Consider the following 16,817-nt stretch of genomic DNA (forward strand, 5'->3'; position numbering starts at 1 on the left):
CCCATTAATAACTCAAGTATAATGATCAGGGTGTTACATCAAGTGTTACAAACCTAAATTAAGGATACTATTTTCCCTTTTTAAGTAAAATTTATAGATGACAGCAGCTTTCCCCTCCGCTTTCGCATATACCAAACGTCAATCCCGTAACGGCAGTAAGCCGTTTGACATATGCAAAGATTCGGCTGCTAAAAATGCGCACATAAAAAGACCGCCCGGATTTCTCCGAACGGCCTTTTTATGTATGGACTTATTTCTCTTCTTTTTTACGTTTCTTTGCTGTAATTCCCAATGTCAGAATGGCTCCCATTATAAGGAATGACCATCCGGCTATCGGTGCGGTATCTCCGGTTCCGGGTCCCTTGCTTTCGCCGAGAACTCCTACTTCAGGAGGTAACGCTTCTCCGAGGACTCCTACTTCAGGCTGTACAGGGGCTAATGCTTCTCCCAGTACGGCTGTTGTTGCTGTAGGTGTGCCAGGTGTCGGGTCGGGTGTCGGTCCGGGGCCGGGTTCAGGTTCGGGGCCAGGTGTAACAGTATCTACCGCAAAGTGTGCGGTATAAGTTGCTGCCACATTTAAGCCATTCACTTTTGCAGGTACGTAAGTTGCATCTGTACTTACTATATCACCATTATTATTGGTCCAGTTTACAAAATGATAACCTGTTACTGCCGTAGCCGCAGAGCCCTGTGCTTCTCCCTTCACTGCCAGCAATGTTTCATCAGTTCTGCTGACACTTCCACTTCCATCAGCTACATAATTAATAGTGATTTCATTTTCAGTATATATTACCTTGAGCACATCACCATTTTCTACTTTTTCAGGAATATCCTCTGATGGTATCAGAGACTTCAGCATATCCAAAACTCTTCGTTCTGCCTTCACCAGTTCCACTCTGTCATAGCTGTATCCGGGATATTCTTTCTGCTCAATGTCCTCTACATCCAAGGTATCCGGATCGTTTACCCAAACATCCTTACTTACCTCATATGTATCTCTCGCATCTGTTTCTCCTTCTACCCAATACTCCACTCCATAGGAAATAGTCTTTGTTATAGTCATGTCTTCCTCAAAGTGTGCTGTATAGGTATCAGCTACATTCAGATTATCTACCTTCTCGGGTATAAAATGAAGTTCTTCACTTACAATATCTCCCTTGCTGTTAGTCCAATTTGTCAGTTTATAACCATAGTCCGGTTTAGCTGTGGAACCTTCTGCAATACCTGTAGCAGGTGCAAGACTTTCGTTGTCAGGATCCACGACGCCATTTCCATCAGCAAGATAAATTATTGAAATATTTTCATTTTCCTCAAAGTTTGCATAATAGGTTGCCGCTACATTCAGTCCGCCTACTTTGACAGGTGTGAAGGATACATCTGTACCTAACACATTATCATCCGCATCTGTCCAGTTTTTAAAGGTATATCCAGCTGCTGCTGTCGCTGTCGAACCTTCAGCAATTCCCGTTGCCGGTGCAATTGTCTCGTCTGTAGGATTTACGTCTCCTCCAATACGTGCTACATAATTGATTGTTACTTCTGCATTCTCTACGAAGTTCGCATAATAGGTCGCTGCTACATTCAGTCCGTCTACCTTAGCTGGTACAAAGGTTGCATCTGTACCTACTTCCTTATCATTCTCATCTGTCCAGTTTACAAAAGTATATCCGGCGACTGCTGTCGCTGTCGATCCTTCTGCTACACCTGATGCAGGTGCCAGCGTTTCTTCTGTAGGAATTACCTTACCTCCGACACGCGCCACATATTTAATTGTTACTTCTTTGTTCTCTTCGAAGTTAGCATAATACGTTGCTGCTACATTCAGTCCGTTTACCTTAGCCGGTACAAAGACTGGATTTGTACTTATTTCATTATTATACTGATCCGTCCAGTTTTTAAAGGTATATCCGGCGGCTGCTGTCGCTGTCGATCCTTTTGCTACACCTGATGCAGGTGCCAGCGTTTCTTCTGTAGGAATTACCTTTCCTCCGATACGCGCCACATATTTAATTGTTACTTCTTTGTTCTCTTTGAAGTTTGCATAATAGGTTGCCGCCACATTCAGTCCGTCTACCTTAGCTGGTACAAAGGTTGCATTTGTACTTACTTCCTTATCATTCTCATCTGTCCAGTTTACGAAGGTATATCCGGCTGCCGCTGTCGCCGTGGAACCTGTTGCTGTACCTGTTGCAGGGAGAAGATTTTCTGATCTCTTGTCTACACTTCCTCCGGTACGCGCTTCATAATTAATTGTTACTGCTTCATTCTCATTAAAATTTGCATAATAGGTTGCGCCTTCATAAGCTCCATCCACTTTTTCAGGTATAAATTCAGGTGCCGTCCCCACTTCGTTGCCCTCTGAATCGGTCCAGTTCACAAACCTATATCCAGGTGACGCCGTTGCCTTCGAACCCTCTGCCGTTCCGGTTGCAGGAGACAGTGTCTCACTTCCCTTACTTACCACACCGCCTTCATTGGCAATATAATTGATTGTTATCTTATTATTTTCCTCAAAATATGCTGTATAAGTATCTGCTACATTTAAACCGTTTACTTTTTTAGGAACAAATTCGGCTTCCGAACTAACTACAGTACCTCCTGCGTTTTTCCAGTTTACAAAATGATAACCCTTCGCTGCCTCAGCCGTGGAACCTGCCGCCTTACCGCTAACCGTTTTTATTGTTTCACTGCTATTGGTAACACTTCCATTATCATCAGCCGTATAATTGATTGTGACACTATTTTCTGTATAAAGTACCTTCAGTACATCACCATTTCCCACTGTTTCAGGTAAATCTTTTGAAGGTATCAGTGCCTTTAACATATCAAGCAGGCCTTTGCTTGCCCTTACATGTTCCACTTTACTATAACTGTATCCGGGATATTCCTTTTGTTCAATGTCCTCCACATTCAGAGTATCATCATCATAAACCCATACGTCCTGGCTTACCTTATATGAATCTCTGGCTGTGCTTTCTCCCTCAAGCCAATACTCTACACTATAGGATATTGTTTTGGTTATAGTTGTATCTTTTACAAAATGTGCAGTATAGGTTTCCGCTACATTCAGGCCATTAACTTTCTCCGGTATGAATTGAAGGTCTTTACCTACCTCTTCACCTTTGCTGTTGGTCCAGTTTTCCAGCTTATAACCATAGTTCGGTGTTGCAAGAGACCCCTTGGCTACTCCTGTTGCAGGTGCCAGGCCTTCACTTCCAGGTTCTACTGTTCCTTCTCCATCAGCAACATAAGTAATAGTAATATCTGCATTTTGTTTGAAGTGTGCCTCATAAGTTGCCGCAACATTTAATCCGTCTACTTTTTCAGGAGTAAATGATGCATTTGTACCTACTATATCACCCTTTTCATTTGTCCATTTTTCAAAGGTATATCCATTGGCAGCTATCGCTGTTGAGCCTTGTGCTGTTCCGTTGACAGGAGCTATTGTTTCTGACCCGAGTGATACACTTCCGCCTGTAAGTGCAACATAATTGATTGTTATATCATCATTTTCTACGAAGTTTGCCGTATAAGTTGCAGGAACATTAACCCCATTTACCTTTTGAGGTACAAATTTAAGCGTGGTACTTACAGTATTGCCATCTTTATCTGTCCAGTCTACAAAATGATATCCGGCAGAGGCCGTTGCTATTGATCCTTGCGAAGTTCCGGTTGCAGGTGCTAAACTTTCACTTGTCCGTGAGACGCTTCCGCCTTCAGTTGCCTGATATTTAATTGTAATATTTTCATTTTCTGCAAAAACTGCATAATATGTCGCAGCTACGTTAACCCCGTCTACCTTTTGAGGCACAAAATTCAATTGGGTACTTACCGTATTCTCTTTTTCATCTATCCATTTCTCAAAATGATATCCGGCAGAGGCCGTTGCCAAAGATCCCTGTGCGGTTTCGGTAACAGGCAGTAAAGTTTCATATGGCCGTGAGACACTTCCGCCAGTCTTTGCTTCATAATTAATTGTAACTTTTTCATTTTCCACATAATATACTTCGATCAGTTTATTATTGGAGGTTATTTTTGTAGGAAGTTCAGGTACTATTTTATCCTCATGATAACCATTCGGACATTTATCAATGACAGAAGTTATTTCCATTCCATTGACAACTGTGTCACTTTCTGTCCAGGCAGACTGGAATATATCGCCTAAATAGTAGTGAACCTGATAAGTTACTTTCTGCTTTTCATATTCGAAAACTATATTATTTTTAGTAGAATCTATATATATTTCCTTATAGACACTAGGGTTCTGTCCCTCCGCTAATGTATAACCTCCAATCTCCGGAGCGGAAACCCAAATGGCTGCTTTTTTAGTAGTATGATTAGTAGGACCGTAAATAACTTCTTTTGTATCTTTGTCAATACCCGTAACTGTATATTTACGTTCAACAGCATTTGTATAATAGAATGTTATGATGTTTCCACTTTGGGAAAGTACCAATGATTGACTTGCTTCTACTGGAACATATCCTTTTTCTTCCAAATCAATGGCCCATTCTGTTACTGTCTTACCAATCCTTTGATTTGATACTAACTTTTGCTCGTTTAATATCGTATCCGTCCCCTGTTCCAAATAATTCACTACATAAGATGTATAATTTTTAGGAGACCAATGAGCGTACAGCGTAAAACCATCTTTTACCGGCGAACCAAAGTCATACTTTGTACCACCATCAGCTTGTGTATACCATCCCAGGAAATTATATCCCTCTCTCACTGGACTTTCAGGTTCATCAACAGTATTTCTGTACTCAACCTTTACGGTTACTTTGTTTCCCTCTTTATAATTCTCATCAAAAATAACCGAATATGTTTTTACTTTCCATCCTGCATATACTGTCATATTATTTGCAGGCATGATATCTCTTCCCCACTGCACACTACTCTTTGCTCCCGGATCATAGTACCATCCGGTAAAATCATATCCCTCTCGTACAGGAGTCCCATTGGGAGCTGTAATAGCAGCTTCATATTTATAGGTCTTGGAACCAGGTGCATTACTGCCACCATTTGCAGAAAACTCAATCGTATAAGAATTCCTTGTATAATACAAGTAATTATTTGTTGACAAACTTCCTCCTACCTTCCGAGGAACATTTCTACTATCATTAGGATTAAATGTAAATCCAGTAATCGGATATCTATCCTGCTCTGTTAATTCCCAATAACTTTGACTAGATGTAAAAGAATCCAAATGATGCTCTAAATAGGAACTGCCTGATACAGGTTCCACCATATAGTGAATATTAAATTTATTTCTTCCTGTTGAACTTTTTTCAAAACTCATTTCCTGTGCAGGCATAACCTGCATGCCCGCATAATACTTACCATCTCCACCATAAAAATTTTTCCATAAACTTTCACGAGGCCACTTATCATTAATCCATGCCCCATAAAGTTCTGTAATAGTATAAAGCGGATTTCGATCTTTAGCATCTTCAAAAAATTTTAAAGTAAATGTTTTTCTATTATAATATACATTAACTACCGTAGAACCATCCACTTCAATTGTTTTCCCTGTATCCATTTCAGAATACGTAAATCCAGTCTTATCCAGTTTGATTTTTGACAATTCTGATGAACTTATATCTGGAATATCAGATGAATTTACTACTCTTCCCACATTTCCATTTTTGGTTTGGCTATAAAGAAAATCATAATTATTTCCAGTCGGTTTCTGTATCCAATACATAATCTTGTAATTGGCAGTTGCACTCGTATCAATCTTCCAAGATGCTGTAACAAGCATATTTTCTATTAATGAGAAGTTCGTTACCTTATTTCCTTTATTATCCATCCATCAAAAAGATATCCATCCTTTGTTGGTGTTTGTTCCATGCTTAAGGAAATCTGGGTTTCAAAAGGAGCTTCAATTGCTGTCACATAGCTGCCTCCTGCCGAATCGAAGCGGACTGTATAATTCAATCTCGTATACTCAATAACTATAACCGTATTTTTACCAATTGAAGTATTTTCAACAACCCCTGCTTCAAACCCTTTTACATTTTTGGCCTGTGCATCAGTTTCTGTTCCATACATCCCTTGCTTTATTTCATTTTCAATTTCAAAATCCCCATCTAATTTCTGAAATTTGTGTTGCACTGTATATGTAGTTTCTGTAGGATTATAATTTACATTAACAGTCAGGTCTTTATCCGACATTGTACCTTGTACAACTGTCAAATCAGCTTGGTATCCCTCTATCACAGGAGATGTTCTTTTATACGCACTTCCTTCTCTTACATCTACATAATAAGTATCTGCAGCTTTACGTCCAGCCATCATTCCTGCATTTTCACTGTATACATAATTAATTGTAAGAGTGTGTATAGGTTTAACGGAAGAAGGATCTAAAACCATTATATCCTTATGTGCCTCATATCCATCCACCTTAACTGTTATATTTACCGTACCTTCTGCAACTCCAGTAACGATACCGCCCTCGTCCACGGTTGCTATATTGTTATTATCACTAGACCAAATAATCTCTTTTGCCTCAGCATCATTCGGCTCAAATACTGCTTTTAATGTAATGGTCTTTCCTATATTAACAATATCAGGACCTTCTATTTTTAGGCTTTCAACAGATACAGAAGGAGCATTAACTTTTACATCCACGGAATCTGTAAAATCACCGTCCACTGTTTTCACAGTGACTGTTGTATTCCCTGCTGCCAAAGCATCAACCTTGCCATCTTCATCAACAGTTGCAACCTCTTCATTTGAAGAACTCCAGATTACAGATTGATTAGATGCGTTTTCAGGACTGATAGTATATTTAAAGGTATATGAATCACCAACTGTCAATTCGCCAATTTCAGGATTTGTAATTGATATTCCGGTAACTTCTACTGGTTTATTTTTAATTTGGATTTCAATACTGTCTGTCTTCGTGGCATGGCTTACTATAAATCTCCCATAGGTATATTCAACACTAACTTTTACATTCACTATCCCAGCAGCCTTTGTATGAAGTACTCCCGTACTGCTGTCAATTGTAGCAAATTCGCTTCCGTTTACAATCTCCCAAGATTCAGAGTCTACATCCTCTTCATCTATATTTGTTCTACTATATGTAAGAGTTAAATCAGTACCGGCATAAACATCTCCCTCTACCGGATTAATTGTTACTTTTCCATTGCGCGTAGATGCATATAATGCAACATTGGCTGCTGCCGGCTCTGCAATAATATCTACAGTAACATTCTCTTCAATATTATTTAATGTATATACACCATCTGTTTCTGTAAGGACATTGCCGTCCGCCTTCACTTCCTTAATGTGATATCCCTTAGACTCATCAGCTTCTACTGAAAACTGTAAGTCTTTTCCTTTTTCCACTTCAGCATTGGTAACGGCTTCTCCGTCTACCTTGACTGTAGCTTCTCCGGATATATTGAAGTTGACTGCATAAGTCACTTTATTGTTTTCTGTGATTTCCTCCGTATCTGTCACGGACTCTTCCGTTTCCAGCTTATCTTCGTCAGATACAGTAGTGGTTTTACTCTCAGTCTCTGTACTTTCTATGCTGGTATCTGTAGAACTTTCTATGCTGGTATCTGTAGAATCTTCTGACGGATCCACAGTTCCCTCGTCAGTAGTCTGCGTTCCTTCCGGGACTTCCGACTTTTCCTCATTTTCCAAAGAATCTGATGAAGGTGCAGGTGTCTCTTCTCCTGTCTTATCCTCAATTGTGTTTGATTCCGGTTCACCCGCTTCTTCCGTTACCGATTGTACTTCCGCGGCATTAACAGTCATACTGTCATGTCCCAACGTAGTGGCAACCAGAACAAAAACAAGCAAGAACGCCCAAAATCTTTGTAATGACTTTGCCTTTTTCATTCTTCTTTCTCCTCTCTTTTTAAACAACTCTGAACTAAAACCCCTGAATTTCCTAACTGCTTTTACCTTCTTCTTCATCCAAAGCGCTGTCGATAAGCTTTATCAATTCCAAGGCGCTCCGGAAATGCTTTGTAACTCCCCTCTCCGTCCAGGATATGGAGCCCTGCCATGTGGCATTCTGTCTGCTGGTTACCCGGACAATAAAGGAAGCTTTGTGTCCTACCAGATTTTTACTATCCTGCTCATCCCGCACTGCTTCGCCTCCTTGTCTGCTCCTGTTTGAAAAATTGTTTCAGTATACTGTCCCGGGTTACTGCATGAGGAAATTTAAAATTATTAACGGATACGTCTAACTTTATAATTCATATCTCCCTCATCATTAACTTGAGTATAACTATCACCACGTAACACCAACCGTTACATTTTTTGAAATAATGTTACAATTTCAAATTTTTTTTATTGCACAAAAAAAAAGACAGAACAAACGCCCGGATTATTCCAGGCGTTCATTCTGTCTCAATATTTCTTATTATTTATTTTATTTCCATATCAGTCCCAAAGGGAATTCGTCTTGGTAAAAGTTATATTCTCTTTCGGCAGGCTGTCTTCAGCTGCGGGCTGCACCTTGTATTCTATAGCGGCACGGGCCTTCAGGCCAAAGCTGAGGAAGCGTCCGTCAATCCTGTGCTGAATGATCACACAGTCTTCCAAACGAAGTCCATTTAGCAGCATCAGGTACTGATTCATTCCATAACGTGTATAAAAATCACCCTTCCTCAGGGAAGTTCCTATGGCCAGTTTCAGCTTTTCCATGTATTTTTCCAGCTTTACCTCATCGGTAAGGGGGCGCCCTTCCCGATCTACCATGGTACACAGCATAAGATAGGCGGACTGCCCGTTACGTTCCAGCATTCGGCATACTATATGATAGCAGTCGGTAAAACCGGGATAGGTGCAGAAATAAGCTCCGGACTGGAATTTTTCTTCCTGAAGCCCCTGTTTGATATCAGTCATAACCACCGCATGATACTGAACCTTGTCGCTCATGGCATGGAATCTTTCCACCATTTCCTCCGACGGAGTAAGGCCCAGTTCTTCAAAATAGAAGGTAGTTGCTTTTTCATACACTTCCATTGCTTCCTTGAAACGTCCCAATGACATAAGACAGTCAATCTGAAGAAGATAAAACTCCTCATAGGGATAATAACGGCAGGCCTGCTCACTCAATTCCAGAAGTTCCTCATGCCTGTCCTGCTTCAGCAGAATAATCTCCGCTTCCTTCAGACATTCAAAATATTTTTTCTGGTAATCCGCACAGGCTATCGCCACCCATTCTTCCCCGCCAAGCTCCGGCAGGAAATCACCTTGATATACACGGCAGGCCTTCATGAGATAAGAAAGTTTGGATTCCTCATCCGTTTCCATTTCTGCCTGCTCATATGCATTTACAAAAACTTCCGTATCCAGTTCTACCGGCACCTCATTCCGATCCCAGAAATAATTGCCCAGCTTAATCCGGATACAATCTGCATCCTTGAAAGCTTCTGTTTTTTTAAGATATTTGCGCAGGCGATGAGCATTAACCCGCAAAGTCACTGCCGGATCCTCCAGCACATCATTCCCATACAGCCTGTCTATCAGCTGCTTTCTGGGAATACCTGCATTCCCGGCAGCCAACACACTGATCAAAAGCTGGATCATCTTCGTCGTATTAGCATATTCCAATGGAATGGGTTCCTTCCCCTGGGAAAGACTAAAACCACCTAACATATTCACATTAATAATTTTTTTGTCTTCCATTATCCCTCTTCATTTCTATTTGTAAGCTGCTTGAGCATAATAGTTACATCCATCATAAGTTTAGTATAAAAATATTATCCTTTTTTGTCAACGAAAAGCACCATGATAAAAATAATATTCTTTTTAACTAATCCTGAACCATCTGATTTCATGAACGTTTTCTGAAATAAAACATAAAAACTCTTTTCTGCGCTCCGGTCAGGCATTTTGCTGCTGACTTTTATGGTCAACGGCAGTATAATAAAAAATAACGATTGTACATAAGGAGGGTTTTATGAAATTTGACACCATACATCACGTGGCATTGATATGTTCTGATTATAAAGCTTCCCGGCACTTCTACGTGGATTTGCTGGGTTTTGAAATCATCAGGGAAAATTACCGGGAAAACCGGGGAGATTATAAGCTTGATTTAAAGCTGGGGGATTGTGAACTGGAGCTTTTTGCCATCCCGGGCAGCCCGGCACGCCCCAGCTATCCTGAAGCCTGCGGTTTAAGGCATCTGGCCTTCCGGGTCGGCTGCATCGAAGATACGATCCGGGAGCTTCAGGAGCTTGGTATCGAAACGGAACCTGTGCGAATTGACGAGTTCACTCAGAAAAAGATGACTTTTTTCAAGGATCCGGACGGGCTTCCTCTGGAACTGCATGAATAAGGGAATGGCGGGGCTATGCCAACGCCCCGCCATGGAATTCACATTCATAGACCTTTTGGTTTCTGTAATAGATCTCTTCCCTTCCCTGAAACCACTGCATGTTTCCCTGCTGTGAACAGTGGTAAACATATTCCCCTTTCCGGTAGAGCTCCGGCCCGCGGAAGGGGGCTTCTTTTTGCACATGGGAAAGAGCCTCTTTTAAGAACCGGGAGTTAAAGCCGTCCGCCAGAATACGTCCGGCATAATTCATTGACCAGATCGGTATTCTTTTATCCTGCTGCTTTTCCCAGACCGCTTCTTCTCCTGAAAAGGCTGTACCTCCCAGATAGGTATCCAGATATAGAAAATCTTCATCCTCATAAATGAAATCATGGGAAAGGGGCCGGCAGGGCTGTTTTTCTTCCGTACCGTTTCCTGCATAGCTGTTCTTTTTAGCGCTGAGAAGAAATTCCGCCAGCTTTTGAGAGGACAACGGAAAAGCAGGGAGCGTTCCTGCAGTCTCCGTACATTCATTTCCATATATCAGGGCATCCACTGTTACTCCAAAAATATCAGCAAGCAATGTAAGATTGAGGATATCCGGATAGTTTGCTCCCTTTTCCCATTTTGCCACGGCCTGGCGGGAAACCTGAAGCTTTTCAGCCAGATCCTCCTGGGAAAGGTTATGGGCTTTACGGTATTTTTGCAGGTTGAAAGAAAAATGGATTGCAGTCATGGCAGCCTCCTGTATGGTGTTTTTCTTACTATTATACCCGCACTTTTTTCCATATGCCACCAACAGAGGCTTGTCAGACTGACAACCACAGGTTCCGTGCCGGTCCGCATTTTCTTCTGCTCCGTTTTCATCTAATTCCTGTCGAAGGTAATTTTGCTGATGAGGTGTCTTGCTTTATCCGCGTCCTTCTTTTTGACCAGTACTTCATATTCTTTGGAGGAATCCGGCTTTATGCCAAAACTTCCTGTCACTGCCCGGGACGCTCCCAGGCCTGTGCCGCCGGAAAGGTCACGGACCTTCGTCGTATACCAGATATGATTGGAGGCCAGGACGTCCCTCACCCTGGTAAAGTTAGACAGGGAAAAACCCGAAAAAATACGCTCCTTAAACAATCCCATCTGTATCACCCTTCTTCCATGATCAGCAGATTCCATGGCTGAACCTGCAGTCTTTCCCCCTTATCCACTTCCCTGCCGGAAAACAATTCGCGTCCTTTATGGCCGCTGCCGCATTCCTGAAGTTCCCTTGAATAATTCAGGTAATAAGTAACACGGTTTCCACTGCAGTTCCTGCCTTCTCTTATAATCAGGGGAAAATGAATTTCCTGTTTCCAGGTCCACCAGCCTTTTTCCTGCCATATTTCTGTAAGCAGAGCTTTCAGATAGGCAGGCGAGGTCATACAGCCCATATAAATACAGAGGCCTTTGCCGAATTCTTTTCTGGTGACCGCCGCATAGGCTTTCCATGCATAATGGTCATATCCGGAAATCACCTGAGCGTCCCCATTTTCCAGAAGCTCCATAAACAGCCGGGCCTTTCTCTCTTCTTCCGAAATTTGGTATGAATCCCCCATCAATCCCACATTGACAGGCGCTGTGAACTGGTTATAGGTAATACCGAAGCATTCCTTCAGCAGATGAGGCTGGACATCCGGCCAAACCTTTACATGTTCATCGGTAAAAGCTGTTTTAAAGGTAGCCAGTACACAGCCGCCCCGGGCCGCATAATCCTTAATCCGCTGCAGGCATTCTTCCGGAGCGGAGTAAAGGGCTGGCACAAACAGCATATCGTACCGATCCAGCTCCTTTTCATCTGTACTCACAAAATCACATTCGATGTTCATTTCATACAGAGCATCATAAATCCATCTTACCACGTCATTATAATTGACTGTGTTCCCGCCGTCTGCCGGGAAGGGGAACCATTTCAGGGCTGAAAGGGCTTCATTGCTTACCATGATGGCTGTTTTATTCTCTTTTTTCAGATGAACCAGGCTGGGGCTGAGTTCACGGAACTGCCGGCCAATGCAGCAGGCTTCACGATAAACTGCATTTTCTTCCAGGTCATGGCTGAGAAGGCCTTTCCAGTATGTTTCGCAGGCGTTGTGAATGGAATGCCAGTGCCAGTACATAACGGAATCCGCACCGCTGGCCAGATGGCTGAAAGCCTGCAGCCGCAGCTGGCCTTCATAGGGCGTCCATTCGGGAAAGCCCTGGGCTTCTGTTTCTATCAGTAAATAGTTATCTTTTTTCAGGGAACGGATAAGGTCGCCGCCGAAAGCAATTTCTTTACCTGTCAGCAAATCCTGTGTGGGATGGTAAATATCACAGCCGGCTATGGTTACCGCTTCGGCTGCTTTGAAATGATCCACATCGGGCTGTACTCCATGGGAATACCCTTTCCATTCAAAATCAAAATTATGAGTGATAAACTGGTCTTCCCTTTTATATTCTCCTACGATCTCCGCCTGTCTTTTCAGGAAATCCGTAACAAGCTGTCTCTGGAATTTTTCAAACTCACAGCCAAGGCTTCCGTTAATCGTACCGGTTACGCTGGGGAATTCTTCCCAGGAATTGATGCGGTTGCTCCAGTAAGCAAGGCCGAAGTCATGATTGAAGCGTTCCAGGTTTCCGTCATATTTTTTACGGATGTATCTGACAAACATCTGCTGTACATTTTCACTGCTGGTACCGAAATGCTTGGTTTCGTTATCCAGCTGAAAACCGATGACACAGCGGTATCCCTTAACCGCCTCCATCAGTCTGCGTATGATCCGCTCCGCGAAGAATCGATAGGCAGGATGGGTGATATCCATGATCTGCCTGGCACCGTAAGGCCTTCTGCCGCTTCGATCCGTGACCATGACCTCCGGGTAAGCTTTTGCCATCCAGGCCGGTATGGCGTAGGTAGGGGTTCCCACAATAACGTAAAGGCCTTCTTTTTCACAGGCATCCAGAACTTTGGTTACATGGGAAAAATCGAAAACACCCTCCTCCGGTTCTTCCGTACTCCATGTGGATTCCGCGATCCTGATGACGTTGATTCCAGCCTTTTTCATCATACTGATGTCTTTGTCCAGCCTTTCATAAGGCATGTATTCATCGTAATATGCTGCTCCGTATAGCAATTGATCCATGGCTCATCCTCCTGTTTTATCTGATAGTTCTATCATATAAAGGTTCGGCGGGATCCGCAAGACGGATTTATGTGGACAGGTGTCCATGTTTTTTTTAAGGGAAATTTCAATGGTTCATTTTCCACATGCATATGCAGTCTGTAATGTAAATAGCTTAAATGGTCACGCAGTACGTAACCATTTGAAAATTTATGATAACAATACAGCCCTAAATAATTCTTTAGTCTGTAAAGTCTATTGACGGTGAATATGAGCAGGATTTTCGTTGTTCAAAATCGTATTCATATAAAATACATCTACCAAAACCCATTGAATTTTGCCCTAAGAAAAACATGAATGCATTGGGAGCAGAAGCAAAAATATGCAGTACTGCCTGCCGCTCTTTAGTAGTTCTTTGCGATATGGCATTATAAACTGCATTAGCAAGAATTGCTGCATGATTTCCATCCACTGTTGAAAAATTTGTAGTACCGCCTTCACTTGGAGTACAATTAATAATACGCCCAATTGTCAGATTGTTCTCTTTAATAAAATCAATCACATCTTTGTGAATATTGCGAGTAACATTTAGAATTAATGCAGTGTCATATTGATTTTCACTAAACGTTTCATATAATATATCCCAATTACAATAATTTCTTTTAGATGATAGGTTTACATCCCACAATTCAATCCCCTTCGTTGCTGTTTTTTGCATTGGAAAGATGTTGATACCCATTTTACTATTGAATATTCTTCCTGCTGCAAAAGCTATGGATGTATGGGTATCTAAATATATTTGATAGGCCTGTTTTTTACTTGTAGTCTCGAATAAAAATTCTTTCAGTTTTTCATAAACATCATTATTCCAATTATATTCATCCTTAATTTTGCGGTCATCAAACATGTCAGTTAATGACAAGCAACACTCTGTCTCTTCCTCAATGGCTCCGCTTTCACAGATAAAGCTTTTTACCCCAATAGATATTCTTTCAGGTGTATAGCTATCAGCGACAAGAGTAATGCGTTTTTGCAGCTCTTCATCAAATTCTTTTCTATCAATACCCTTACCATGTGTTGACGAAATCATTTGATCATTTACGGTTGCCGATGCAATAAGGTCGATCTGGTCAAATGTCAGTACATTTTTGCTGTACGAAACATAGCGAAGCAAAGATGCGACAACAATCGTATGCAATATATTTACATCATATGGAAGACGTGAAAACGATATTTCTTTATCTTTAATAATATTTATATCAAACCCTATTAATGCTTTTTCCGCTTTAGCATCTAATTCTCCCTGGTAAAATTTGTCTATAGAATTAATAAATGTAATTGCATTATCATCACACTGACCAATTAAAAAAAGTTCAAATTTGGCCGAACCTACATCGTCACGAATAAGATCACTTAGCCATGTTTGTATTGAACTTTTGCTAAAAGTATTAATTGTTGATTTCACCTGAATACTTTTAATAATTCTGCCATTTTCTTCTAATGCAATATCAACTTTATCATCATTCGACTTTAATTCTATATAAATTTTATCCCAATTTTTCTGACACAACGCTTCAAGAACGGAAGCAAATGCCTGATATAAAAAACCTCTTGATGCTTCTTTTCCTCCCAAAATTCCAACCTCTTTTATCTTTATATGGAATAGTACACCTTCTGCTGCGCTTAGCAAGAGAATTATGAACTGGCTCAACATGGCCTTTTGATGTACTCTTTCCTACAGATTGTGAAATATACTTCTTATATATTTGGCTATGGTCATTTCTTTTCTCAACATATATTCAATATTTCAATCCATATTTTCATCTGTCTTTCCATCTAATATTATATTGTATATAAGTTCGATATATCATTTGATATCCATATTCCAATCCACGAGGCTGCATAAGCCTCGACTCATTGCAGTTGCAAAGTATTATGTGGATAAATGATTTCAATCCACGAGGCTACATAAGCCTCGACGCAGGCGCCGTGCATCATACGGCAAGTCTTTTTATTTCAATCCACGAGGCTACATAAGCCTCGACTCCTGCAGTTCTGCATCTGACAGTCCACGGATCTATTTCAATCCACGAGGCTACGTAAGCCTTGACGAAATCAAAGATGCTTAGAAAATCCTCATGGTCATTTCAATCCACGAGGCTACATAAGCCTCGACAAAAGTTGTACAAGTAGATGGAGTGAATATTAAAATTTCAATCCACGAGGCTACGTAAGCCTCGACTACGCGTAATCTGGATTGTTTTGTAAGTATCATTATTTCAATCCACGAAGCCGCAAAGGCTTCGACAGCGGGTAATTATTATGTGTATCGTGCATCTGCTATTTCAATCCACGAAGCCGTATAGGCTTCGACTGTTGAGGTAAGTAAATGGCATACACCTAAAACATTTCAATCCACGAAACCGTATAGGCTTCGACGATATAAAAACAGCTACAACCGGTATTGACGAACTATTTCAATCCACGAAGCCGCATAGGCTTCGACCTTGATTTTGAACATTTAATACATACGTATGATAATTTCAATCCACGAAACTGCATAGGCTTCGACGCGAGAGACGAACTCATTAAAGCAGGGTTGATAATTCAATCCACGAAGCTACGTAAGCCTCGACATCTATCTGCTCCTGCAGGTCCTCTATTTTCAGAAATTTCAATCCACGAGGCTACGTAAGCCTCGACTGTCATGTTGGCAAAACTTACAATGACGGTCGTATTTCAATCCACGAGGCTGCGTAAGCCTCGACGTTCTCAGCCAGGAGAAGGACGATGCAGTAAAGGCTATTTCAATCCACGAGGCTGCGTAAGCCTCGACAAGTACAAATCTTTTTTCACTTGATGGATTTGAGATTTCAATCCACGAGGCTGCGTAAGCCTCGACCAGACGAACAATTCAATGATATGTCTGCAAACCAATTTCAATCCACGAGGCTGCGTAAGCCTCGACAGAGCAGCTGCCTGCAGGGTTTTATGTGGATGGATTTCAATCCACGAGGCTGCGTAAGCCTCGACGGCGATGCAAAATACCACTTTACACATTCCGTGCATTTCAATCCACGAGGCTACGTAAGCCTCGACAGAATTCAATTTTACAGTCACGGTACAAGGAGAAATTTCAATCCACGAGGCTACGTAAGCCTCGACCTTCTGGAGCACCGTGTATCATGCTGTATATAGAATTTCAATCCACGAGGCTACGTAAGCCTCGACGCTTCACAGATATCCACAAAATAATTGTCATTATATTTCAATCCACGAGGCTACGTAAGCCTCGACCGGTGTTAAATTCTTAAAGTTATACTTTCCCTTTATTTCAATCCACGAGGCTACGTAAGCCTCGACATCCAAAAGCTCCCACTATGTATCAAGTTAAT

The 16,817-nt window shown here is 41.5% G+C and carries 9 protein-coding genes and 2 CRISPR repeat arrays (1 of these 11 only partly in view); of the genes, 1 reads left to right on the forward strand and 8 read right to left on the reverse strand.

The genetic code is table 11. The features are described from left to right. Positions 1–250 precede the first annotated feature (250 nt). From BLA28_RS10155 to BLA28_RS10170, 4 genes are all read right to left on the reverse strand, one after another. Positions 251–5,812 carry an InlB B-repeat-containing protein gene (locus BLA28_RS10155; protein WP_071699088.1) on the reverse strand — a complete coding sequence of 1,854 codons (5,562 nt, stop codon included), beginning with the start codon at positions 5,810–5,812 and terminating at the stop codon, positions 251–253. After that, complete coding sequence (locus BLA28_RS10160; RefSeq protein WP_081365600.1) at positions 5,788–7,935, reverse strand: Ig-like domain-containing protein; 2,148 nt, start codon at positions 7,933–7,935, stop codon at positions 5,788–5,790. The genes BLA28_RS10155 and BLA28_RS10160 overlap by 25 nt, the downstream gene beginning before the upstream one ends. After that, positions 7,910–8,110, reverse strand: a complete 201-nt coding sequence (locus BLA28_RS10165; RefSeq protein ID WP_009255651.1) for a hypothetical protein — start codon at positions 8,108–8,110, stop codon at positions 7,910–7,912. Before BLA28_RS10165 ends, BLA28_RS10160 begins: the two co-directional genes overlap by 26 nt. Before the next feature lie 296 nt (positions 8,111–8,406). Next, on the reverse strand, positions 8,407–9,657 hold the full coding sequence (locus BLA28_RS10170) for an AfsR/SARP family transcriptional regulator (protein ID WP_069159350.1): 1,251 nt from the start codon (positions 9,655–9,657) through the stop codon (positions 8,407–8,409). A 274-nt stretch (positions 9,658–9,931) separates the two neighbouring features. Between BLA28_RS10170 and gloA2 the strand changes: the two genes are divergently transcribed. Continuing rightward, on the forward strand, positions 9,932–10,312 hold the full coding sequence (gene gloA2 / locus BLA28_RS10175) for an SMU1112c/YaeR family gloxylase I-like metalloprotein (RefSeq protein WP_069154104.1): 381 nt from the start codon (positions 9,932–9,934) through the stop codon (positions 10,310–10,312). A gap of 13 nt (positions 10,313–10,325) precedes the next feature. On the opposite strand, the gene BLA28_RS10180 is transcribed toward gloA2, so the two are convergent. The 4 genes from BLA28_RS10180 to BLA28_RS10195 form a co-directional block, all read right to left on the reverse strand. Next, positions 10,326–11,027: a DUF5680 domain-containing protein gene (locus tag BLA28_RS10180; protein ID WP_069159351.1), complete on the reverse strand. Its 702-nt coding sequence runs from the start codon at positions 11,025–11,027 to the stop codon at positions 10,326–10,328. Between the two features lie 131 nt (positions 11,028–11,158). Then, entirely contained in the window at positions 11,159–11,461 is a 303-nt protein-coding gene (locus tag BLA28_RS10185; RefSeq protein ID WP_141702998.1) for a hypothetical protein, read from the reverse strand. Beyond that, the gene (locus BLA28_RS10190; RefSeq protein ID WP_069159352.1) at positions 11,431–13,443 is read right to left on the reverse strand and encodes a beta-galactosidase; all 2,013 of its coding nucleotides are present in this window, start codon (positions 13,441–13,443) and stop codon (positions 11,431–11,433) included. Before BLA28_RS10190 ends, BLA28_RS10185 begins: the two co-directional genes overlap by 31 nt. Positions 13,444–13,663: 220 nt before the next feature. Then, positions 13,664–15,055, reverse strand: coding sequence for an SAVED domain-containing protein (locus tag BLA28_RS10195; RefSeq protein ID WP_069159429.1), 1,392 nt, complete (start codon positions 15,053–15,055; stop codon positions 13,664–13,666). A gap of 249 nt (positions 15,056–15,304) precedes the next feature. Then, a CRISPR array of direct repeats spans positions 15,305–15,665; the repeat unit is 32 nt; unit sequence ATTTCAATCCACGAGGCTACGTAAGCCTCGAC. A gap of 231 nt (positions 15,666–15,896) precedes the next feature. Further along, positions 15,897–16,817: a CRISPR direct-repeat array (repeat unit 32 nt; unit sequence ATTTCAATCCACGAGGCTACGTAAGCCTCGAC); it runs 494 nt beyond the window's last position.

Source organism: Eisenbergiella tayi, from assembly GCF_001881565.1.
GTDB classification, from domain to species: Bacteria; Bacillota; Clostridia; order Lachnospirales; family Lachnospiraceae; genus Eisenbergiella; species Eisenbergiella tayi.